The organism is Amycolatopsis sp. EV170708-02-1 (assembly GCF_022479115.1).
Classification (GTDB): domain Bacteria; phylum Actinomycetota; class Actinomycetes; order Mycobacteriales; family Pseudonocardiaceae; genus Amycolatopsis.
Map to the genome: position 1 here is coordinate 2365513 of NZ_CP092497.1, position 21932 is coordinate 2387444.

Genomic DNA, 21932 nt, shown 5'->3' on the forward strand with positions numbered 1-21932 from the left:
GGCGACCTGTTAGAACCGTCTTAGCCGGTTCCAACGACGAGGAGGCCAAATGACCAGCGACGTGCACCCGTTCGAAGCCCACGCGACCGACGCCGACCTCGACGATCTGCGTGCGCGATTGGCCGCGGCGCGGCTACCGGAAGCCGAGACGGTGCCCCGCTGGGGACAGGGCGTTCCGCTCGCCGATCTCGTCGAGGTCGTGGACTACTGGCGCACCGGGTACGACTGGCGACGGTTCGAAAAGCGCCTCGACCGGATCGGCCAGTTCCGCACGACCATCGACGGACTGGGAATCCACTTCCTGCACCGCCGATCCACCCGCCCGGATGCCACTCCCCTGGTACTGACGCACGGCTGGCCGGGCAGCGTCGCCGAGTTCGTCGACGTGGTGGACGAACTGGCGGACCCGACGGACCCGGCCACACCGGCGTTCCATGTCGTGGTCCCGTCGCTGCCAGGTTTCGGTTACAGCGACAAACCGGCCACCACCGGATGGGGCACCGAAAAGATCGCGGCCGCCTGGGTCGAGCTGATGGGCAGGCTCGGGTACGACAGGTTCGCGGCCCATGGCGGCGACTGGGGAGGCAACATCACCACGGTCCTCGGCGGGAGGTTCCCGGAACACGTCCTCGGCATCCACACGACGTTCGCGGAGGGACCGCCCGGGCTGACGACGGAGGGGCTGACCCCGGCCGAACGCGAGTGGACCGAGGAAACCCACGACTTCTGGCACCACCGCGCGGCTTACGCCAAACAGCAGGCGACGCGCCCGCAGACCATCGGTTACTCGCTCGTCGACTCGCCGGTCGGCCTGCTCGCCTGGATCCTCGACAAGTTCGCCGAGTGGTCGGACACCGAGGACAGCCCGTTCGAGACGATCTCCCGGGACCGCGTCCTCGACGACGTCACCCTGTACTGGCTGACCCGGACCGGCGCGTCGGCGGCCCGCATCTACTACGAAAGCCACAACTCGCTCGATCCCGAGCTCCGGGTCGACGTCCCGTCGGCGATCACGATGTACCCCCGCGACATCGAGAAGTATCCGCGTCCCTGGGCGCAGGAGCGGTACCGGCGGCTCGTCCGCTGGAATTCACCCGAATCCGGCGGCCATTTCCCGTCACTGGAGGTTCCCGGATATTTCGTCAAGGATCTGCAGGCCGGACTCGCGGCCGTCCTGGCCGCCGCGGTATAGGTCGTTATACGAAACCGTCGGCTATCGCCCTCGGCCAGCGGGTCACCCCGGAGAACCTCCCCCAGGCACGAATCCGGATCACGCCGGCCCGAGGAACTCCCCCGCCACCGCCGCGAACTCCGCCGGCCTGGAGCTGTGCACCCGGTGCCCCGCGTCCTCGATGATCTCCAGGCGGCAGTCCGGGATCAGCCCGCACATCCGCTCCAGCGACGCACAGGTGACATGGCTGGACGGCCCGCCGCCGATCAGCAGAGTCGGCGCCGTGATCGCGCCGAGCCGCTCCCACCAGGCGGGGTCGGGCGTCCGGAGCTCGGTCATGATCGGATCGATCAGCCGCCAGTCGAACGGCAGCGGTTCGGACGGCCTCTGCGTGGGAGGCAACGGCTCCAGTGGCTCAAGCGGTGGCGGCGGGGTGTCCTCGACGACCAGCCGCCGCACGCGCCCGGGCAGTCTCTGGGCGAGCAGCACGGCGACCCGGCCGCCCATCGAATGGCCGACCACGTCCGCTTCCTCGCCGAGGAGCCCGGCCACGCCGTCGGCCATCGCGTCGAGCGAGTAGTCCTCGATGTGGGCACTCTCGCCGTGTCCCGGCAGGTCGACGGCCAGGACACGACGAGCCAGGCGGGCAGCGAAATCGTCCCAAGTGCCCGCTTTGCTGCCCAAGGCGTGCAGCAGGACGACGGGCACCCCGCCGGACGGGCCGATCTCCCGGAAGGCGAGCATCACGCCCGCAGGTGCGCCCGGTCCGGCGCGACGGCGTGCCGCAGCGGCTCCCCGAGCACGAACCGCCGCAGCTCTCCCGCCACGAGTTCGCCCATCCGCGCGCGCTCGGCGCCCAGCGCGCCCGCCAGATGCGGGGTGAGCACCACGTTCGGCAACGTGTACAGCGGCGAGTCCGGCTCCGGCGGTTCCGGCCAGGTGACGTCGAGGATCGCCGTCAGATCCGGACGTCCGGCCAGCACCGGGACGACCGACGGCTCGTCGACGACGGCACCGCGGGCGGTGTTGATCAGCGTCGCTCCGACGCCCATCCTGGCCACCAGCTCGCCGTCGACCAGCCCTTCGGTCTCCGGGAGCAGCGGCGCGTGCAGGCTCACCACGGGGCAGGTGGCGAACAGTTCCTCCAGGCCGACCAGCCGCACGCCGAGGCCCTCGGCGGTCGCCGGGTCGACGACGGGGTCGCTCGCGAGCACCTCGACGTCGAAACCGCGCAAATGCGACGCGACGAGAGCACCGATCTCGCCGAGGCCGAGCAGGCCGACGCGGGACCGGTAGGCACCCGCGACCCGTGGATCCGGCGGATAGACCCGCCGCTCCCGGATCTCCCGGGAGATGCGATGCACCTGCTTGAGTCCTAAGAGGACCTGGGCAAGGGTGAACTCGGCGACCGGGACGGCGTTCGCGGCCGCGGCCGACACGATCGGCAGCTCGCGCGCCCAGAACTCGGGCGTGGTCAGCGGCCGGACCGAGCCGGCGGCTACGAGCACGGCCCGCAGATCGCGCGCGTGTCCCAAAAGGACGGAGTCCAGCACCGGCGCGCCCCAGCCGGACAGCAGGATTTCGACGCCTTCCAGCGCCGACGGATGCTCCGCCAGCCGCTCGCGGGTGAGCGGCTCGCGCAGGTCCGCCAGCGTGCCGATCTCCTTCAGCACCGCCTCGGGGTAAACGTCGTCGCGGCGGCGCTCCTCCATCACGAGAAGTGCCGTCGGCCGGTGTCGCAGCTCGGTCATCCCTACCTCCGGCGGCGACCATACATCGGATGCTCGAGCCGGTCCACGCCCGGCGAGTCCCGCGCAGAGGCAAACAGGGGCGATTGAAATTCGTAATGATCGGACCATTGACCGGAGACCGGGAAAGCGCTTACCGTCCCCTCCGAGGTAGACAGCGTGGTCCACAGTGAACAGGAGAAGCGATGCGGAAATCGCGGTGGATCGGCGTGGGACTCACTGTCTCAGCGCTGGTCCTTTCGGGCTGCTCGGCAGGCCCCGCCGGAACGAACGTCGCGCAGGACACCAAGGCGCCGTTGGAACTGTGGACCCGGACGACCCCCGGCGGCGCCGGTGAGCAGGCCACGAAACGGCTCGCGGAAGCCTTCGAGAAGGCCACGGGGTTCAAGGTGCAGGTCACCGCGATCTTCGACGACTTCGAGACGAAGCTGGCCCAGCGCGCCGCCCAGCGCGACCTGCCGGACATCGTGATGAACGACGTCACCCAGGTCGGCACGCTGAAGAGCCAGGGTCTCGTGCGCGAGATCGACCAGGGCAAGATCAAGCACGCGTCGGAGCTCACCGAGCAGGCGCTGAAGTCCAACCAGGCCCCGGACGGCAAGCTGTACGGCCTGCCCTACAGCGCGCAGGCCTCCGCGCTGCTGATCCGCAAGGACTGGCGCGAGAAGCTCGGCAAGGGCGTCCCGCAGAGCTGGGCCGAACTGGCGGACCTCGCCAAGGCCTTCACCACCGGCGACCCCGACGGCAACGGCAAGGCCGACACCGCGGGCCTGAACGCGACGTTGTCGACCAAGCGGGGTTACGCCTCCTGGTACTTCTCGAACTTCCTGTGGGCCGCGGGCGGCGACTTCATCACCGAAACCGGCGGCGGCAAGTACAAGCCGGCGATGAGCACGCCCGAATCCGTGGCCGCGGTGCAGTGGTTCCGCGACCTCGGCTGCAAGGACAACGTGATCCAGCCCGGTTCGGTCACCATGCCGACCCCCGCGACCAACGAGACCTTCGAAGCGGGCAAGGCCGGGATGTACGTCGTCGGCCCGTACCTGCTGCCCCGCTTCGACAAGTCGCTCGGCAAGGACAAGTACGAGGTCGTCCCGATGCCGAAGGGCGCCAAGAACGCCGACGTGCTCGCCGAGGGCCTGTCGATCTTCATGATGGCCGGTTCGCCGAACCAGGCGGGCCAGGACGCTTTCGGTGACTTCGCGATCTCGGCCGACGGCCAGAAGATCGGCATGGAGGGCGAGTCGGCCTTCATCGTGCAGCTCCCGGTGAACAAGAACGTCGACATCTCCCAGGTCCGCTCGGACCCGCGCTGGAAGACCTACGCCGAGATCTACGCCAAGTCCGGCCACTACGCGCCGTCCATCCCGAACTGGACACCGGTCCGCCAGGACACCGCCGACACGATCAGCGCGCTCGTCGCCGACTGCAAGCTCGATCTCAAGGCGGAACTGTCCAAACTCGACACCAAGCTCACCGCGACCTTGCAGCAACAGGGGATCAGCGCCTCATGACCGTAGATCACGCCAAGCCGGCGGCCGTCGGCGCGGATCGACCCGCCGTGAAGCGGGCGCCCGCGCCGAAGGCCCGCAGGCGCAGCGACCGCGACGGGAAGTGGTGGACGCCGTGGCTGTTCCTGGCACCCGCCCTCATCCTGTTCGTGTACTTCAAGTTCATCCCGATGATCACCGCGGTGACGATGTCCTTCCAGGACGTCCAGCCGTACCTGGGCAACCAGTGGGTCGGCGGGCAGAACTACAGCACCGTCCTCGGTGACGAGGCGTTCCACTCCGCGATCTGGCACACCGTCGTGATCGCGGTCGGGCAGACCGCGGGGTCGATGATCCTCGGCCTCGCGCTCGCCCTGCTGATGGAGGGCCAGAGCAAGCGGCTGAAGTTCCTGCGGTCGGCGGCGTTCCTGCCGGTGGTCGTGCCGATCGCGGTGGTCGCCGAACTCTGGCGGATCATGTACCACCCGACCGAGGACGGGATGCTGAACTCCATCCTCGGCCTGGTCGGGCTGGGCCCGTCGGGATTCATCAACGACCCCGACTCGTCGATGATCTCGGTGATCATCACCGGGATCTGGCGCGGCGCCCCGTACGACATGATGATCTTCCTCGCCGGTCTGGCGGGCATCGACCGCGGTCTCTACGAAGCGGCCACTGTGGACGGTGCCTCCCGCTGGCGCAAGATCCTCCATGTGACGCTGCCGGGCCTGCGGTCGGTGTTCTCGATCCTGTTCGTGCTCGCGGCGATCCGCGGCCTGCGGGTGTTCACCGAGGTGTTCCTGCTGACCAACGGCGGGCCGAACGGCTCGACCGAGGTAGCGATGACCCTGATCTACAAACTCGGCCTGGAACAGAACAGGCTGGGCGTCGGTGCGGCGGGCGCGGTCCTGTTGTTCCTTGCGACGCTCGTGCTGACCCTGTTCGTCCAGGTGCTCCGACGGAGGCGAGACGCATGACCGCGGCCAACGATTCCGCACTCGGCCTCGACGCCGTCAAGTCGCCGGCCGGGCGGATCCTGAAGTTCGTCCTGTACGCCCTGCTGCTCCTGGTGTTCGCGGGACCGCTGCTGGCGCTGCTGGTCAGCGCGTTCAACGACGTCTCCGACCCGACGGCGCTGAGCGTCGTCCCGTCGAGCCCGACCCTGGACAACTTCGGCATCGCCTTCGACCTGGGCGTGGGGATGTACCTCCTCAACTCGTTCCTGGTGGTGGGCTTCGGCCTCCTGCTGCAGGTCGTCATCTCGGTGCTCGCCGGTTACGCTTTGGCACGCAAGAAGTTCCGGTTCATGACCTTCGTGCTGGTCGCGATCCTGGCGACGCTGATGCTGCCGGAGGAGATCCTCGCGATCCCGCTGTCGCTGATCCTGTCGGATCTGCCGGTGGTGCATCTCAATCTGATCGGCAGCCTGGCCGGGATGATCGTGCCGCTGGGCGCGTGGGCCTTCTCGATCCTGGTGATGACCGAGTTCATGAAGGACGTCCCCCGCGAACTCGAAGAGGCCGCGCGCATCGACGGGGCAGGCGACCTGCGGATCTTCGCGCAGATCATCCTCCCGATGTGCAAGCCCGCGCTCGGCGTGATCGGCGTCTTCGGCTTCACGATGATCTGGGACCAGTACCTGCTGCCGTTGCTGGTGTCGACCGACGCTTCGACCTACACCCTGCCGCTGGCCCTGCGGACATTGCGGATCGACACGAACGTCACGCCCGGCGTGATCATGGCCGCGTCGCTGCTGGCGCTGCTCCCCTCGGTCGCCGCGTTCCTGTTCTTCCAGCGTTCGTTCGTCCGCGGCCTGGCCTCGGGCGCGCTCAAGGGCTGACCCACCACACCAAGGAGCGAAGTGAGTTCCACCGCCTGGTTCACCCACGACCGGTTCGGGATGTTCGTCCATTGGGGACTGTATTCCCTTGCCGCCCGGCACGAATGGGTCCAGAACCGCGAAAAGCTGACCGACGAGCAGTACCGGGTGTACTTCGACCATTTCGAGCCGGACAAGTACGAACCGCGGTCCTGGGCGCGGGCCGCGAAGGCCGCGGGCATGACCTACGTCGTGCTGACCACCAAGCACCACGACGGTTTCTGCCTGTGGGACAGCGATCTCACCGACTTCAAGGTGACGAACACGCCGTATGGCAAGGATCTGCTCGGCCCGTTCGTCGACGCCTGCCGCGAGGAAGGCTTGAAGGTCGGCTTCTACCACTCGCTGATCGACTGGCACCACCCGGCTTTCCCCGTCGACGGCACCCATCCCCGCCGTGACGACGCGGAGTACATCGCGGCGCACCAGTACGCCGACATCGCCGAGTACCAGCTCTATCTCCACGGTCAGGTGCGCGAACTGCTCACCCGCTTCGGCACGATCGACTACCTGTTCTTCGACTTCTCCTACAAGGGCCGCAAGGAATGGTGGGGCGGCAAGGGACCGGACGACTGGGACTCCCCCGGCCTGCTCGAGCTGGTCCGCGAACTGCAGCCCGGCATCCTGGTCAACGATCGCACCGGGATCCCCGGCGACTTCATCACCCCGGAGCAGTATCAGCCGTCCGGTCCGATGGCCCGCGACGGTGTCCCCGTGGTGTGGGAGGCGTGCCAGACCCTCAACGGCAGCTGGGGTTACGACCGCGACAACCTCGACTACAAGAGCCCGGAACTGCTGATCCGGATGCTGGTCGACGGCGTGTCCAAGGACGGCAACCTGCTGCTCAACGTCGGCCCGAACGGCCGGGGCGAGATCGACCCCCGCGCGCACGAAGTCCTCGCCGAGATCGGCCGCTGGATGGACCGGCACGAACGCTCCATCCGCGGCTGCGGGCCCAGCGAGTTCACCGCGCCCGCCGACGGCCGCTACACCCAGCGCGGCGACCGGCTGTACCTGCACCTGTTCAGCTGGCCGATGAACCACGTCCACCTGCCCGGGCTCGCCGGGCGGGTGCGTTACGCCCAGTTGCTCGACGACGCCTCGGAAATCCGGCAGGTGCACACGGATCCCGGGCAGACCGCGCAGAACACCCAGATGGGCGGGCAGCCGGAAGGCACGCTCACCCTCAAACTCCCCATCCGGAAACCGGACACCCCGGTCCCGGTGATCGAACTGTTCCTGAGCACGAAGAGCCCCGCCGCCGAAACCCTCCCCACCGATTGAGCACGGAGGCATCATGGATCGCAGAAGGTTCCTCAGCGGCGCCACCCTCGGCGCCGCGCTGATCACCGTCCCCTGGGTCACCGCGGGCACGGCGTCGGCCACACCGAACGGGTTGTGCGCCCTGAACGTCAGTTCGCTGACCGAGCTGCAGAACGCGATCAACAAGGCGGGCCCCGGTGCCGTCATCACCGTGAACAACGGCACCTACACCGTGCCCACGGGCAAGCCGATCAGCATCAAGGGCAGGCGCGGCACGAAGGACCAGCCGATCACCATCGTCGCCCAGTCCCGCGGCGGGGTGACGTTCAACGGTGAGCAGAGCTTCGTCTTCGACGACTCCACCGGCGTCACGATCAGCGGGTTCAAGTTCCGTCAGAGCACCACGCTGGAGATCCCGGCGAACTGCTCGCGGATCCGGCTGACCCGCAACGATCTCCAGTTCGCCGACCTCCCCGACCTGCACTGGGTGATGGTCCGCGCCGACAACAGCAAGATCGACCGCAACCACTTCCACCACAAGACGACCCTCGGCGTCATGCTCTGCATCGAGGGCGCCGACGAAGACAAGATGGCGGCGGACGTCGAGGTCTTCCGGAACTACTTCTCCGACCACACCTTCCCCGGTGACAACGGCGGCGAGCCGATCCGGCTCGGCGTCAGCCCGCGCGCGCTGAGCACCGCCGGCGCCAAGATCGAGTTCAACCTGTTCGAACGCGCGAACGGCGACCCGGAGGCGATCTCGATCAAGTCGTCGGGCAACTTCATCCGCAACAACACCATCCGGAACAGCCTGGGCGGCATCGTGCTGCGCCACGGGAACAAGTCCGTCGTCGAATCCAACTTCATCCTCGGCGGCAAGGAGGGCATCCGGATCTACGGCAACGACCACAAGATCCTCAACAACTACGTCGCCGGGGTGTCCGGCACCGCGCTGGTCGTCGGCAGCGGCTCCGTCCGGGACCACTTCCCGGGTGAATCGAAGGAATCGCGGCGCGGCAACGACGCGGCGGACCGCGTGCTCATCGCGCACAACACGCTGCTGAACAACGGCGGCACGCTTTCCGGCGAGACCAAACGGACGATCGAACCGCGCGACTGCACGATCTCCGACAACATCCTCGTCGGGAGCAACGGCGACCTGGTCACGATGAGCACCACGGGCAACTTCACCTGGTCCGGCAACATCCTGTGGGGTTCGGGCGGGGACGGCAACATCCCCGCGGGCACCTTCCGCCGGGTCGACCCGAAGCTCGTGCAGGGCGGCGACGGGGTCTCGCGGCTCGCCGCGGGCAGCCCCGCGATCGACGCGGCGACCCTGTCGGCCGCGCCGGTCACGCTGGACATCGACGGTCAGGCCCGCGGCAGCCTGCGTGACGTCGGCGCCGACGAGTACTCGACGGCCGCCATCGCCAACCGGCCGCTCACCACCGCGGACGTCGGCCCCGCCGCTCCGTAGCCGGGCGGTCGCCATCAGAGCCGGGCTCACGCCGGTGTCAGCCCACACCGGCGTGAGCCCACCGCACCACCGAGGAGGAAGCATGGCGCAGCGTGCCGCGGGTTCGGCCACCCTGGCCGATGTCGCCCGCGAGGCCGGAGTGTCCCTCGCGACGGCGTCGAGGGCGCTCAACGGCGGGACCAGACAGGTCAGCGGGACGCTGCGCGAATCGGTGCTGCGGGCCGCGGAACGCTTGCAGTACACGGCGAACGTACCCGCGCAGGCGATGGCCCGGGGTCGCGGCAACGTCGTCGGGCTGCTGGTGCACGACATCGTCGACCCGTACTTCTCCTCGATCGCGTCCGGCGTGATGCGCGTGGCCGCCCGGCACGGGCTGACGGTCACCATCGCGAGCACGGAGAACCATCCGGAGAAGGAACTCGAGTACGTCACGACCTTGCGCGGGCAACGGGCGCGGGCGGTCATCCTCGCCGGTTCGCGTACCGAAGGCGATGCCCTGCAACGAAACCTGACCAAGGAGCTCAAGGCGTTCGAGGCCGCCGACGGCCAGGTCGTGGTGATCGGGCAGCGGAAGCTCCCCTTCGACACGGTCATGCTGGAAAACCGCGCGGGGCGGCTGATCTGGCCGAACAGCTCGCCCTGCTCGGACACCGCGACTTCCTCGTCCTCGCCGGGCCGCTCGGCCTGATGACTTCACGAGATCGTGTCCTCGGCTTCCGTGACGGCCTCGCCCGGCAAGGTATTCAGCTGCCCGAGAACCACGTGCTGCGCGCGGAGTTCACCCGTGACGGTGGCTACGCGGCGATGGTGCGAGCGATCGAGAACGGCTTCCGCGGCTGCGTTTTCGCGGTCAACGACGTGATGGCCGTCGGCGCGATGGCCGCCTGCCGCGACCGTGGTCTGCTGGTCCCCACGCAGATCGCGATCGCGGGATTCGACGACATTATTACCTTGCGCGACATAAGGCCTTCGCTGTCGACTGTGCGTGTGCCGATCGAGCGTATGGGCGAGCGGGCGATCGACTTCATCCTCGACACCCGCGCCGACGACCCTCGTGTCCTGGCGATCACCGGCGAGGTCGTGCTGCGGGAAAGCACTCAACCGTTGGAGGGAAAATGATCCGCCCGGGACTGTGTTCGGTGACGCTGCGGCGGCTGGACGCCGACGAAGTCGCCCGTCGCGCCGAGAAGGCCGGACTTCAGGTGGTCGAATGGGGCGCCGACGTCCATGTGCGCCCGGGTGACGACTGGGCGGCCGAGCGCGCGTTCGAGGCCATGGCACGGCACGGGCTCACCTGCGACTCCTACGGCTCCTACTTCCGCGCGACCCCGATGGAGGCCGGGAAGTTCGGCGAGATCGCCGCCACCGCGGTCCGCCTCGGTGCCTCGCGGATCCGGGTGTGGGCGGGGAAAGCGGGCTCCGAGGACGTCGACTCGTACGAACGCGAGCAGATCGTCGCCGGTCTCCGCGAGGCCGCCGACGTCGCCAACGAGCACGGCCTCGAAGTCGCGCTGGAGTTCCACGGCGGAACGCTGACCGACACCGCCGAATCCACCGTGCGGCTGCTCGAAGAGGTGGGCCGCGACAATCTCGGCACCTACTGGCAACCGCCGCAGGACCTGCCGGACGAGCAGGCGCTGGCGGGGCTCGAGCTGGTCCTCGACCAGGTGCGCGCGGTGCACGTGTTCTCGTGGTGGCCCAGCAACGAACGGCGTCCGCTGACCTTCCGGGCCGAGCTCTGGACCCGCGCGTTCGGCCTGCTCGCCAAGGCGGGGCGACCGCTCGACGCGCTGCTGGAGTTCGTCCCGGACAACGACCCCGACCTGATCCCCGGCGAGGCGGACTCGCTGCGGAAGCTGATCGAGGCGGGCGCGTGAGGTTCACCGAAGCCGACCGCCTGCTGTTCGCCGGCGACTCCATCACCGATTCCAGCCGCGACCGCACCGATCCCGCGTCGCTCGGCAAGGGCTACGTGCGGCAGATCGCGGACCTCCTCGGCGACGGGCCGGAGGTGGTCAACCGCGGGATCAACGGCAACCGGATCTACGACCTCGAAGCCCGCTGGGCCGCCGACGTCCTCGCGGCGGATCCCACGGTGCTGACGGTGAAGATCGGCATCAACGACACGTGGCGGACGTTCGACCGCGGCCTGTCGAGTCCGATCGGAAAGTTCCGCGACGCCTACTCCCGGCTGCTGGCCGGCGCGCGGGAGCACCTCCCGGCCGAGCTGTACGTGATCACGCCGTTCCTGCTGCCGGTGGAGCCGGAGCAGCAGGACTGGGTCGCCGATCTGGCGCCCCGCATCGAAACCGCGATCGACGTGGCGACCGAGTTCGGCGCGCGGCTGATCCGCGCGGATCTGTTCATGCCGCGCGCGGCGGAAGAGCACGGGGCGGCGACGCTGGCGCCGGACGGCGTCCACCCCAGTCCGCTGGGACACCGGCTGCTCGCCGAAGCCTGGCTCGCGGCGGCCGGGGCGCCGGTCGGAGAGGTTCCGCTCCGCTAGCGGATACAGTTGCGTCCGTGAACCGGGATGCCGTCATTGCCGGACGTTACCGGCTGGAGCGCGAGGTCGGCCGGGGCTCGATGGGCGTGGTGTGGCGGGCGCGGGACGAGCGGCTCGACCGCACGGTGGCGCTCAAGCAGATGCTGCCGGACACCTCGCCGGACGGCGCGCCCTTCCGGTCGATCGTGCGCGCGATGCGGGAGGCCAGGGTCGCCGCGCGGCTCAAGCATCCGCACGCCGTCACCGTGTACGACGTCGTGGAGCAGGACGGAACCCCGTTCCTGGTGATGGAGTACCTGCCGTCGCGGCCGCTGACGGAACTCCTCGCGGACGACGGCCCGCTCCCCGCCGGCCGGGTGGCGGAACTCGGCGCGCAGATCGCCTCGGCGCTGGCCGCCGCGCACGAGGACGGGATCCTGCATCGCGACGTCACGCCCAACAACGTCCTCATCACCGGCGACGGCCAGGCGAAGATCGCCGACTTCGGCCTGTCCCACGCGACGGGCGAAGGGACCATGACCGGCGGCGGGCTGGTCGTCGGCACTCCCGCGTACCTCTCCCCCGAGGTCGCGGACGGCGAAGAGCCCGGCTATCCGTCGGACGTGTTCTCACTCGGCTCCACGCTCTACACCGTGGTGGAAGGCGCGCCGCCGTTCGGCACCGACGCCAACCAGATCGCCCTCCTCAAACGGGTCGCCCGCGGCGAGATCGTCACGCCGCGCACCACCGGCCCGCTCACGGACGTCCTGCTGCGCATGCTCCGGCGCGATCCCGCGGAGCGGCCGGACATGGCCGAGGCCGCACGGATGCTCGCCGCCGTCGCCGACGGCCGTCCGGCGATCCTGACCGGTACGAAACGGCTTCCCGCGCCCACCCGCCGATCGCGCCTGCCGATCGCCATCGCGGGCGGTGTCGTGGTGGCGGGTGGTGTCCTGGCGGGGATCCTGCTGTCCGGCGGCGACCCACCCGACCCGGTCGCCCCGGTGGCGGCGCCGACCCCGCCTGCCGCGAAACCGGTGTGCGAAGCGCGTTACGAGATCGCCAACCGCTGGCCCGGCGGCTCGGAGATCCGCGTGTCGGTGCGCAACGCCCAGGACACCCGGCTCACCGGCTGGGAGGTCAGCTGGACCCTGCCGCCCGGCACCCGCATCGCCAACCTGTGGAACGGTTCCCTCGTCCAGGACGGCGACCGCGTGCGAGTGTCCGAAGTGGACTGGAACGCGGTGCTGCCCGCCGGCGGGACGACCACTTTCGGCTTCATCGCGACCACCGAGGGCGACGGCGGGGACGCGCCGGTCGCGGTGTGCCGGAGCTCCTGACCGGAGGCTGAAGGGGACTTTCCCCGCATCTCACGCGGTGAAGGACGCTTTCGTCGCATGACATGCGGTGAAAGCGTCCTTCAGCAACGGCAAGTGGATGCCCGCGCGTTGAGCCGCACCGGAACCTCGATCCGGTGCGGTCCACCGTCCATGCCCTCCACGAGATCCATCAACGCCGTGGCCGCGCGGCCGCCCACCTCGCGGGGATGCACGAACATCCCGGTCACCTGTGGCGAAACGAGCTGAAGCGAACCACTGTCGACGGCACTGCAGATCCCGAGCCCGCCGGGTACCGCGAGCCGCCGGCGGCGGGCCTCGTGCAGGACTCCGAGGGCGAGGTTCTCCGACGTCGTGAAGACGGCGTCGGGGCAGACGCGGCGGTCGAGCAGGCTGCCCAGCGCCTCCGCCGTGCCTTCGGTGGTCGGCGGCTCGTCGATCTCGGCCACCACCGGCTCCAGCCCCCGGTCTCGCATCCAGCCGGTGTAGCCCGCGACGAGGTCCGCCGCGTAGGACCGGCGGGTGTCGGTGGTGATCATCGCCGGCCGCTCGTAACCGTTGCCCGCCAAGTGATCCAGCATCAGCCGGGCGGCCGCGACCAGGTCGTTGTCGACGACGACAGGCACCGGGCACGGCGCCGCCATCGGACGCCCAACGGTCACCAGCGGCCGGTCGCGGCACCAGCCGGTCGCGAAGAAGGGCTCGTCTCCCCTGGGGTCCACCAGGATCGCGCCGTCGACGGCGAAGGCGTTCAGCCGGTCGAGGTCGGCGTCCGTCGGCGCCAGGAGCAAGGCGTACGACCGTTTCGACGCGGCTTCGGCCGCCCCGTTGAGCACTTCGAGGAAGTAGTCCGAATTGGGCACGAGCGCGCAGGCGCTGCTCGCGTCGACGGAGTTCGCGAGCTGGATCGCCAACGTGCGGCTGCGCCGGGTGACCAGCTGCTGCGCGTGCACACTCGCCTGATAGCCGAGGTCGGCCGCCGCCCGCGCGACCCGCTCCCGGGTCTGCTCCGAGATCCGGCCCTGCCCGCTGAGCACGTGGGAGACGGTGGTGATCGAGACCCCCGCGGCGGCGGCGACGTCACGGATGGTCGGCGACACTCAGGCCTCCACGGGCGGTCCCCAGACGCGGTTCGGCCGGTCGGTGTCCAGCCGATAGTCGGTGACGTGGGCGTCGCCCAGCCTACGGCCGAGGTCCTCCGCCGCCGCCAACGGCCGGGCGGGATCGCGCTCCACCTCGCCCCGGCTGTTGCCGACGCCGACCACGATCCCGGCGAGGTCCTGGCGCAGGTACCGGGTGAGTTCCTGGAACTGGGCCTCGAGGCCGAGCGTCGCGCCGCGATAGCTCTCCTCGCACGAGATCAGCACCGCGGCGCGTTTGCCCATCAGCCCCGGTACGACCTCGGCGGTGTGCGGCGAGCTGCCGGAGGTGTAACAGAAGAACCGGTCGAAGAAGGATTTGAGCCGCCCGGTCATGCCGTACCAGTGCAGCGGTGTCGCGTAGACGATCGCGTCCGCCGGGAGCACGTGCTCGAACAGCAGGCGCTCGTAACCGTCCCCGATGCCGCAGGACCCGTCGTTCAGCCGGCAGTCACGGCAGTCCCCCAGCGGCGACTCGACGAAATCGGAGAGCCGGACGAAATCGACCGTATGCCCCGCTTCCTCCGCCCCCTTGGCCAGCGCCTGCGCGAGAGCCCAGGAATTGCCTTCACGACGCGGGCTCGAATCGAGCACCAAGACCTTCACGTGGTTCTCCCCGGAGAGGCTGCCAAAACGCTTTTGCAGTCTCTCCGGGGAGGGTTTCACCTGTCAAGCGACCGAGGTCAGGCGACCTTGGCGGCCGCCGCGAGGACGACCTCCGCGACGACGTCCGGCCGCGAGACCGAGACGGCGTGCGAAGCATCGACCCTGGTGACCTCCGAACCGGCGCGTTCGGACATGAACGCCTGCGCGGCGGCGGGGATCGCGTGATCCCGTTCGGCGATCAGCGCCCACGACGGCAGGTTCTTCCACGCCGGCTCACCGTCGAACGGCGTGCCGAGGGCGCGCTCGGTGACCGGACGCTGGGTGACCGCCATGACGTCGGCGGTCTCCGCGGGGACATCGGCCGCGAACACGTCCGAGAAGTTCTCGGGCTTGATCGACAGCTCCCCCTGGGCGGCCAGGACGTTCGTGGTGTCCGGGCCGAGCTTGCCGCCCTCGAACCGGCCGGACAGCTCGAACACGCTCTCCCCCGCCTCCGGCTGGAAGGCGGCGATGTAGACGAGCGCCTTGACGTTCGGCGCGGTGGTGGCCGCGCGGCTGATCACCACACCGCCGTAGGAGTGCCCGGCCAGCACCACGGGGCCGTCCACTCCGTTGACGACGTCGGCAACATAGGCCGCGTCGGACTCGATGTCACGCAGCGGGTTCGCCGCCGCCAGAACGCGATAGCCCTGCTCGCGCAGCTTCGGGACGACACCGTTCCAGCTGGACGAGTCGGCGAACGCACCGTGAACCAGGACGATGGTGGGCTTCTGGTTGCTCATGGCTGGCTCCTTCGAGTCAGAGAGAATGATCGGTCTTTCTCCCTCAACCATGGCGCCCCGGGATGCCTTCCGCAACGTGACGAAGCCGACCTGGTGGAATGACCGTTCTTTCTCTAGAGTTGAAAGATGCCGACTGTCGACCGGGACGTACACCCCAAGATCCGGCTGCTCGAGACAGCGTCGCGGCTCTTCTACGCCGAGGGCATCCATGCCGTCGGCGTGGAGCGCCTGGTCTCCGAAGCGGCCGTGACCAGGGCGACGTTCTACCGCCACTACCCCACCAAGGACGACCTCGTCGCCGCCTACCTGAGCACCACGAGCGAGCGGATCCGCGCGGGCGTCGGCACGGCGACACAAGGGAAGCCAGCCCGCGAAGCGCTGCTCGCCGCGCTGGGCATCATCGGCGACCGGACACTCGACGACGACTTCCGCGGTTGCCAGTTCCTCAACGCCGCCGCCGAATACCCGGATCCCGCACACCAGGTGCGGCAGGTCATCGACGACCACCGGACCTGGTTCTTCGGCGTGCTTCGCGACCTGGCGCGCGACGCGGGTCATCCCGATCCCAGCCACGCCGCCCGCACCCTCGTCCTCCTCCGCGACGGCGCGCTTCACGGCGGGAACCTCGACGACCCCGAAACCGTGCGGGCCACCCTGGCGCGGGCCGTGACCGACGTCGTGGACTGAGCTTCATCGCGTCTTCTCGACGGTCGTAACAAGTGCTACCTTCGCGGGAGGGGGCACGGCCGGACCGAGGAGCGGCGACGATGAGGCTTTCTCCCAGCGCGCATGTCGACCCGTTCTGCCGCGACCGGCTGCCTCCCGCCGATCAGTGGCCGGAGTTCGTCTTCGCCCTGCCGGAGCTCCGGTATCCCGACAGGCTGAACGCCGCGACCGCGCTGCTCGACGACACCGTCACCCGGTTCGGGCCCGACCGGCCTTGCCTGCTCTCCCCCACCGAAACGTGGTCCTACGGCGAAGTCCTGGCCCGCGCCAACCGCGTCGCCCACGTGCTGGTCGCCGAATTCGGTGTGGTTCCCGGAGATCGCGTGCTGCTGCGGGGCACCAACACACCGTGGCTCGCGACGGTGTGGCTGGCCGTGCTCAAGGCGGGAGCGGTGGCCGTCACGACCATGCCGATGCTGCGGCGGGCCGAACTCGACAAGATCATCGGCCGCGCGAAGCCCGCGCTCGCCGTCTGCGACGAGCGCCTGCTGGACGAACTCCCGCCCGATCTGCCCGTCGTGGCGTACGGAACGGAACTCGCCGCCCGCGCGGAACGGCATCCGGCGACGTTCGCCGACATCCCGACCGCGGCCGACGACGTCGCCCTGCTGGCCTTCACGTCCGGCACGACGGGCTCCCCGAAGGCGACGATGCATTTCCATCGCGATCTGCTGGCGATCGCCGACACGTTCTCCCGGCACGTCGTGCGCCCGACATCCGACGATCTCTTCTGTGGCACACCACCGCTGGCCTTCACCTTCGGCCTCGGCGGCCTGCTGGTCTTCCCTTTGCGCGCGGGAGCGGCGACGCTGCTCGTCGAACGCGCCACTCCCGCGGAACTCGCCGCCATCGTCGCCGAGAAGGCGGTCACCGTCCTCTTCACCGCCCCGACCGCCTACCGCGCGATCCTCAACGCCGGCGAGGGAAAACTGCTGGCCGGAGTGCGCCGGGCCGCCTCCGCGGGCGAGTCGCTTCCCGCTCCCGTGGCCGAGCGGTACCGGGAGATCGTCGGGCGGCCGCTCATCGACGGGCTCGGCAGCACCGAAATGCTGCACGTGTTCATCTCCGCCGCCGACGACGACGCCCGCCCCGGCGCGACCGGAAAGGTCGTGCCCGGCTACGAGGCGGCCGTTCTCGACATCGACGGTTCGCCCGTGCCGGACGGCACACCCGGGTTCCTGGCGGTCCGCGGCCCCACCGGCTGCCGCTACCTCGAAGACCCGCGCCAGCGCGACTACGTCCGCGACGGCTGGAACTTCACCGGCGACACCTACGTGCGCGACGCCGACGGCTACTTCCGGTTCGTCGCACGCAGCGACGACATGATCATCTCGTCGGGCTACAACATCGCCGCCCCGGAGGTCGAAGAGGTCTTGCTGACGCATCCGGACGTGGACGAATGCGCCGTGATCGGCACGCCGGACCCGGATCGCGGTTCGGTCGTCACGGCGTTCGTCGTCCCCCGGCCCGGCGCCGAACCCGGCACGGATCTCGTGAAAGCCCTGCAGGACCACGCGAAGGCGACCGCGGCGCCGTACAAGTACCCGCGGCGGGTGCGGTTCATCGAGGCGTTGCCGCGCAACGCGAGCGGGAAGCTGCAGCGTTATCTGCTGCGGGAATTGTGATCCTGCTTCTGCTTTCATGGCATGAAAGCAGAATAAAAGCGCTCCCAGGATCCTAGGTGCTTCGCTGTCGGACAGAGCACGAGGGGATTGTCATGAAAGTTCGTTCGAGGGTCGTCGCATGTCTTGTGTCGGTGTTCATGGCGTTCGCGCTGACGTTCGCCGGCGCGGGATCCGCGGCGGCGGACCAGTCGAAATCCATCTCCGGGAAGTCGCCGGACGGCGGCGCGAGCTTCAGCGGGACGCTGACCTGGACCGGCCGGGGCAGCTTCAAGGCCGACGTCACGTTGAAGGACGCGAAGTGCGACGGGAACCCCGTCTACTTCTACTTCATCATCAACAAGGGGTGGACGAGCGAGTGGCAGGGCAAACGGCGCGACAACAACGAGGGCTGCGGCAAGACCATCACCTGGAAGGGCATCGCGGGATCTGACACCAACGGTATCTACGGTCCCACGCTGCGGGTGTGCACGGACATCCGTCCGGGGTTGGACTCTTGCAAGGAGTACGGCTACGACAACCCGTACTTCCCGTAACCGGCCTCACCCGCCGATCGGCTCGGGCTTCCGGGCCGATCGGCGGATCTTGGAGAATGCTCGACCATGCGCACAAGCAGAGCTGTGAACTGGGAAGGCTTCTACAACACCAGGGATCTCGGCGGCTTGCCGACCAGGTCGGGCCACACAACTCGCTACGGCGCCTTCTTCAGGGCGGCCGACCTTCGTTTTGTCACCGGCGAGGGCTGGGCCCAGGCGCGGCAATCCGGCGTCCGAACCATCGTCGACCTGCGCAACGCCGACGAGATCCGGCCCGCAACGGCAAAGTCCCCGACAGCGGTGGCCGGGTCGGCGCACTTCACCGCCACCGCCGCAGGGACGACCACACCGGCCGGCATCGACCGCATCGAGGTACCCCTCGACGAAATCGAGGACGGAGAGTTCTGGCAGCACATCAACCGTGAGCAACTCAACGGCAGTCCGCTCTACTACCGTCCCTTCCTCGAACGGAAAGCCGGCCGATGTGCCGCCGTCATCACCGCGCTCGCCCGCTGCGGACCTGGCGGCGTCCTGTTCCACTGTGGAGCGGGACGAGACCGCACCGGCCTGATCACTCTCCTGCTGCTGGCGCTGGCCGACGTCCAGCCGGAGGCCATCGCAACGGACTACGACCTGTCCACCGAGGCCCTGAAACCCCTGTTCGCCGCGATGGGCACCGAGGACCAAGGACCAATCATCCAGTCCATCCTCACCAACCGCGGCACCACGACCCGAGCCGCCGTCCTGAGCACCCTCGATGGCCTCGACGTCGAGCGATATCTCCTCGCCGCCGGTGTCAGCAACACCGACCTCGACAGCATTCGCGGCAGACTCCTGTAATCATGCACACTGCCCGAACCCGGTCAGAGGTGACATCAAAATCCCGGCAATGCCTCAGCATGCCCGGACGAAGCCAGACCTAGCCAACCGTTTCCTTCCGCGGAACGACGAGGGTACGGATACGCCCGCCTTCACCGAATCCCGCGCCGCCGATTCGCCGCGACCAGCGCGACAATACTCAGCGACGCCGTCGCCAAAAGGTAGTAGCCGGGCGAAACCGGCGATCCGGTGGCCGCGATCATCGCGGTCGCGATGGTCGGCGTGAATCCGCCGAAGACCCCGACGGTGGCGTTGTAGGCGAACGAGAGCCCCGTCGCCCTGGTGTGTGCCGGGAAGACGTCGGCCATCACCGAAGGAAGCGCGCCGAAGTAGGCGGCCTTCAGCAGTCCCAGGATCGTCATCGTCACCGTGAGAGTGAGGAACGACGGCGAGGTGGTGACCCACAGGTACAGCGGCACCACGCCGGCCCCGATCACCGCCGCGGCGCCGATCATGATCCTGATCCGGCCGTGCCGATCGGTGAGCAGTCCCACGATCGGCGTCACGACGGTCAGGATCGCCGCGGTGATCATCAGCGCGACGAACGACAGCGAGTCGTCCAGGCCGAGGTTCTTGATCGCGAACGTCGGCAGCGACTGCAGGATGAAGTTCAGCGAAGTCGAGACGACCAGCGCTCCCCCGGCGATCAGCAGACCGCCCCAGTGGAAGCGGAACAGCGTCCGGACCGGCGTGGACTTCGGCTGATCCTCCTTGGTGGCCACGGGTTCGTCGACGTGACGCCGGATGTAGTAGCCGACCGGGCCGACGAGCAGCCCGAAGACGAACGGGATCCGCCAGCCCCACGACGTCATCGCGTCCGCGCTGAGCGAAGCCGTCAGAGCGGCGGCGAACCCGGCCGACATCAGCGTCGCGAAACCCTGGCTGGCGAACTGGAAGCTGCCGAGGAAACCCTTGCGGCGATCGTCCTGTTCGATCAGGAACGACGTGGCCGCCCCGAATTCCCCGCCCGCGGCGAATCCCTGGATCAGCCGCGCGACGATCACGCCGACCGGCGCGAGGAACCCGATCGTCGCGTAACCCGGCATCACCGCGAGCAGGAACGTCCCGATGACCATCAGCCAGATGGTCAGCACCAATGCCTTCTTGCGGCCGAACCGGTCGGCGTAGGCACCGAGCACGAGCCCGCCGAGCGGGCGCACGAGGAACGTGATGCCGAAGACGGCGTATGCCTGGACGAGCTGGACGGCGGCGTTCCCGCCGGGGAAGAAGGTCTTGCCGATGTAGGCCGCCATCAGCGCGTACACACCGAGGTCGAACCATTCGAGCGCGTTGCCGATGGTCGCCGCGGCGATCGCGCGCCGCGTCGACGACGGCGTCCGGGGCTTGGCCTCCGTCTGGTCGGTCGTCATGCCTCCTCCCCGCGCCGTCCGAGCGCGTGGAACAGCGCCGTGGCGAGGACGAGCCCTTCCCGGGCGATCGGCGCGGGCAAATGCTCGTCGGGCGCGTGCTGGAGGCATCCGGGATAGGAGTGCGGCAGCCACAAAGTCGGGAGGCCGAGCAGGTCGGTGAACACATGGTTCGGCAGTCCGCCGCCGAAGCTCGGCAGGATCGCCGCCCGCCGCTCGGAAACCTCGTCGAGTACGCCCTTCGCCCAGCCGACCCACGGGTCGTCGACGGGGGTGCGGCTGGCGAGGAAGCTGCCCTCCGCGGTGACATCGACCATCGAGAACCCGTTCGCGGCAAGGTGTTTCGTGATCGCCTCGCCCACGCCGTCGACGTCGGTTCCGGCGACGTAGCGCAGCTGCAGCATCGCGCGGGCGCGGCCGGGGATGGCGTTGACCGGCCGGTCGATGTCGGCCGCGCCGAGCGAAAGGACTTCGAGCGTGTTCCAGCCGTACAGCCGCTCGGCCGCGGTCAGGCCGGTGTCTCCCCATCCGGCGTCCAGCGCCGGATCGCCCGGCTTGTTCCCGATCTCGAGGTCCGCGAGCGCCGCACGGACACTGTCCGGGAGCTCGGGCGGCAGGAGTTCCGGCACCTGGACACGGCCGTGCCCGTCGACGAGACACGCGATCGCCCCGGCGAGGGTGGTGGCGGGATTGCGCAGGACGCCGCCCCAGTTCCCGGAATGGTAGGCGTCGGGCCGGAGATCGACGTCTAGGGCGATCCGGACGCTGCCCCGCGCGCCCAGGAACAACGTCGGCGTCGCCGCGTCCAGGCGCGGACCGTCGGATGCGATGAGGACGTCGGCGCTCAGTGCCTCCCGGTTCGCCTCGACGAACTCGTCGAGCCCGGGTGAGCCGATCTCCTCCCCCGTCTCGAAAAGGAACTTGAGGTTGAAGCCGAGCGAACCCGTTTCGGCGAGGAGCAGCCTGAGCGCGGTCAGGTTGATCAGGTGCTGTCCCTTGTTGTCCGCCGAACCGCGGCCATACCAGCGCTCGCCGTCGGCGGTCAGTGTCCACGGATCCCGGCCTTCGCTCCACCGGCCCTCGTGCCCGTCGACGACGTCGGCGTGGCCGTAGCAAAGCAGGGTGGGCAGCCGCGGGGACTCCACGCGGGTGCCGATCAGGAACGGCCCGCCGTCCGGGTCGGGGTTCGGGTACGTCTTCACGGAACAGCCGAGCGCGGTCAACGCCGGGGTCAGCACTTCGTCCAGGTATGCCTTGATGGCAACGCGGCCGCTCGGATGATCGCTCACCGTCGGATATCGGACGAGTTCGGCGAGCTCGGCGAAGAACGCGCCCGAGTCGACGTGTTCGTGGGCCTTCGTGACCAATTCCGCTGGGATCACCGCGTTGTCTCCCGATTCGCTCGACGGGTGTCGCAGAGGAGCG

General features: G+C 69.0%; 20 protein-coding genes and 1 pseudogene. 14 read left to right on the forward strand and 7 right to left on the reverse strand.

Annotated elements, in window-relative coordinates; genetic code table 11:
• Positions 1-49: 49 nt before the first annotated feature.
• Positions 50-1192, forward strand: coding sequence for an epoxide hydrolase family protein (locus tag MJQ72_RS10875; protein ID WP_240599064.1), 1143 nt, complete (start codon positions 50-52; stop codon positions 1190-1192).
• Positions 1193-1270: 78 nt separating this feature from the next.
• On the opposite strand, the gene MJQ72_RS10880 is transcribed toward MJQ72_RS10875, so the two are convergent.
• Entirely contained in the window at positions 1271-1915 is a 645-nt protein-coding gene (locus tag MJQ72_RS10880) for an alpha/beta fold hydrolase (protein ID WP_240601297.1), read from the reverse strand.
• Positions 1915-2922: a hydroxyacid dehydrogenase gene (locus MJQ72_RS10885; protein ID WP_240599066.1), complete on the reverse strand. Its 1008-nt coding sequence runs from the start codon at positions 2920-2922 to the stop codon at positions 1915-1917. Before MJQ72_RS10885 ends, MJQ72_RS10880 begins: the two co-directional genes overlap by 1 nt.
• A 182-nt stretch (positions 2923-3104) precedes the next feature.
• Between MJQ72_RS10885 and MJQ72_RS10890 the strand changes: the two genes are divergently transcribed.
• The 9 genes and pseudogenes from MJQ72_RS10890 to MJQ72_RS10930 all read left to right on the forward strand — a co-directional run bounded on the left by MJQ72_RS10890 (position 3105) and on the right by MJQ72_RS10930 (position 12853).
• Positions 3105-4433: a sugar ABC transporter substrate-binding protein gene (locus MJQ72_RS10890; RefSeq protein WP_240599071.1), complete on the forward strand. Its 1329-nt coding sequence runs from the start codon at positions 3105-3107 to the stop codon at positions 4431-4433.
• Positions 4430-5386, forward strand: a complete 957-nt coding sequence (locus tag MJQ72_RS10895) for a carbohydrate ABC transporter permease (protein ID WP_240599073.1) — start codon at positions 4430-4432, stop codon at positions 5384-5386. Before MJQ72_RS10890 ends, MJQ72_RS10895 begins: the two co-directional genes overlap by 4 nt.
• Entirely contained in the window at positions 5383-6249 is an 867-nt protein-coding gene (locus MJQ72_RS10900; RefSeq protein ID WP_125690702.1) for a carbohydrate ABC transporter permease, read from the forward strand. Before MJQ72_RS10895 ends, MJQ72_RS10900 begins: the two co-directional genes overlap by 4 nt.
• Positions 6250-6270: 21 nt before the next feature.
• The gene (locus tag MJQ72_RS10905) at positions 6271-7572 is read left to right on the forward strand and encodes an alpha-L-fucosidase (protein ID WP_240599075.1); all 1302 of its coding nucleotides are present in this window, start codon (positions 6271-6273) and stop codon (positions 7570-7572) included.
• 13 nt (positions 7573-7585) lie between these two features.
• Positions 7586-9028, forward strand: coding sequence for a polysaccharide lyase 6 family protein (locus tag MJQ72_RS10910; RefSeq protein WP_240599077.1), 1443 nt, complete (start codon positions 7586-7588; stop codon positions 9026-9028).
• Between the two features lie 82 nt (positions 9029-9110).
• Positions 9111-10147, forward strand: a pseudogene (locus tag MJQ72_RS10915) (LacI family DNA-binding transcriptional regulator).
• Complete coding sequence (locus tag MJQ72_RS10920; RefSeq protein ID WP_240599079.1) at positions 10144-10905, forward strand: sugar phosphate isomerase/epimerase; 762 nt, start codon at positions 10144-10146, stop codon at positions 10903-10905. The pseudogene MJQ72_RS10915 and the gene MJQ72_RS10920 overlap by 4 nt, the downstream one beginning before the upstream one ends.
• Positions 10902-11534 carry a GDSL-type esterase/lipase family protein gene (locus MJQ72_RS10925; RefSeq protein ID WP_240599081.1) on the forward strand — a complete coding sequence of 211 codons (633 nt, stop codon included), beginning with the start codon at positions 10902-10904 and terminating at the stop codon, positions 11532-11534. Before MJQ72_RS10920 ends, MJQ72_RS10925 begins: the two co-directional genes overlap by 4 nt.
• A 17-nt stretch (positions 11535-11551) precedes the next feature.
• A complete protein-coding gene (locus MJQ72_RS10930) occupies positions 11552-12853 on the forward strand; it encodes a protein kinase domain-containing protein (protein WP_240599082.1) in 1302 nt (433 codons plus the stop codon).
• Positions 12854-12933: 80 nt separating this feature from the next.
• Here the strand turns inward: MJQ72_RS10930 and MJQ72_RS10935 are convergent, their stop codons facing one another.
• From MJQ72_RS10935 to MJQ72_RS10945, 3 genes are all read right to left on the reverse strand, one after another.
• Positions 12934-13950: a LacI family DNA-binding transcriptional regulator gene (locus MJQ72_RS10935; protein WP_240599083.1), complete on the reverse strand. Its 1017-nt coding sequence runs from the start codon at positions 13948-13950 to the stop codon at positions 12934-12936.
• The gene (locus MJQ72_RS10940) at positions 13951-14595 is read right to left on the reverse strand and encodes a flavodoxin family protein (RefSeq protein ID WP_240599085.1); all 645 of its coding nucleotides are present in this window, start codon (positions 14593-14595) and stop codon (positions 13951-13953) included.
• 77 nt (positions 14596-14672) lie between these two features.
• Complete coding sequence (locus MJQ72_RS10945; protein ID WP_240599086.1) at positions 14673-15377, reverse strand: alpha/beta fold hydrolase; 705 nt, start codon at positions 15375-15377, stop codon at positions 14673-14675.
• A gap of 126 nt (positions 15378-15503) precedes the next feature.
• On the opposite strand from MJQ72_RS10945, the gene MJQ72_RS10950 reads away from it, so the two are divergent.
• The 4 genes from MJQ72_RS10950 (at position 15504) to MJQ72_RS10965 (ending at position 19101) form a co-directional block, all read left to right on the forward strand.
• Positions 15504-16064 (forward strand): TetR/AcrR family transcriptional regulator, encoded by a 561-nt coding sequence (locus tag MJQ72_RS10950; RefSeq protein ID WP_240599088.1) that lies wholly within the window; start codon positions 15504-15506, stop codon positions 16062-16064.
• Between the two features lie 80 nt (positions 16065-16144).
• Complete coding sequence (locus MJQ72_RS10955; RefSeq protein WP_240599090.1) at positions 16145-17728, forward strand: AMP-binding protein; 1584 nt, start codon at positions 16145-16147, stop codon at positions 17726-17728.
• A 92-nt stretch (positions 17729-17820) separates the two neighbouring features.
• Positions 17821-18261 (forward strand): hypothetical protein, encoded by a 441-nt coding sequence (locus MJQ72_RS10960; protein WP_240599091.1) that lies wholly within the window; start codon positions 17821-17823, stop codon positions 18259-18261.
• A gap of 66 nt (positions 18262-18327) precedes the next feature.
• Complete coding sequence (locus MJQ72_RS10965; protein ID WP_240599092.1) at positions 18328-19101, forward strand: tyrosine-protein phosphatase; 774 nt, start codon at positions 18328-18330, stop codon at positions 19099-19101.
• Positions 19102-19232: 131 nt separating this feature from the next.
• Here the strand turns inward: MJQ72_RS10965 and MJQ72_RS10970 are convergent, their stop codons facing one another.
• The gene (locus MJQ72_RS10970) at positions 19233-20510 is read right to left on the reverse strand and encodes an MFS transporter (protein WP_240599094.1); all 1278 of its coding nucleotides are present in this window, start codon (positions 20508-20510) and stop codon (positions 19233-19235) included.
• On the reverse strand, positions 20507-21889 hold the full coding sequence (locus MJQ72_RS10975; RefSeq protein ID WP_240599096.1) for a M20 family metallopeptidase: 1383 nt from the start codon (positions 21887-21889) through the stop codon (positions 20507-20509). The genes MJQ72_RS10970 and MJQ72_RS10975 overlap by 4 nt, the downstream gene beginning before the upstream one ends.
• Between the last annotated feature and the right edge of the window lie 43 nt (positions 21890-21932).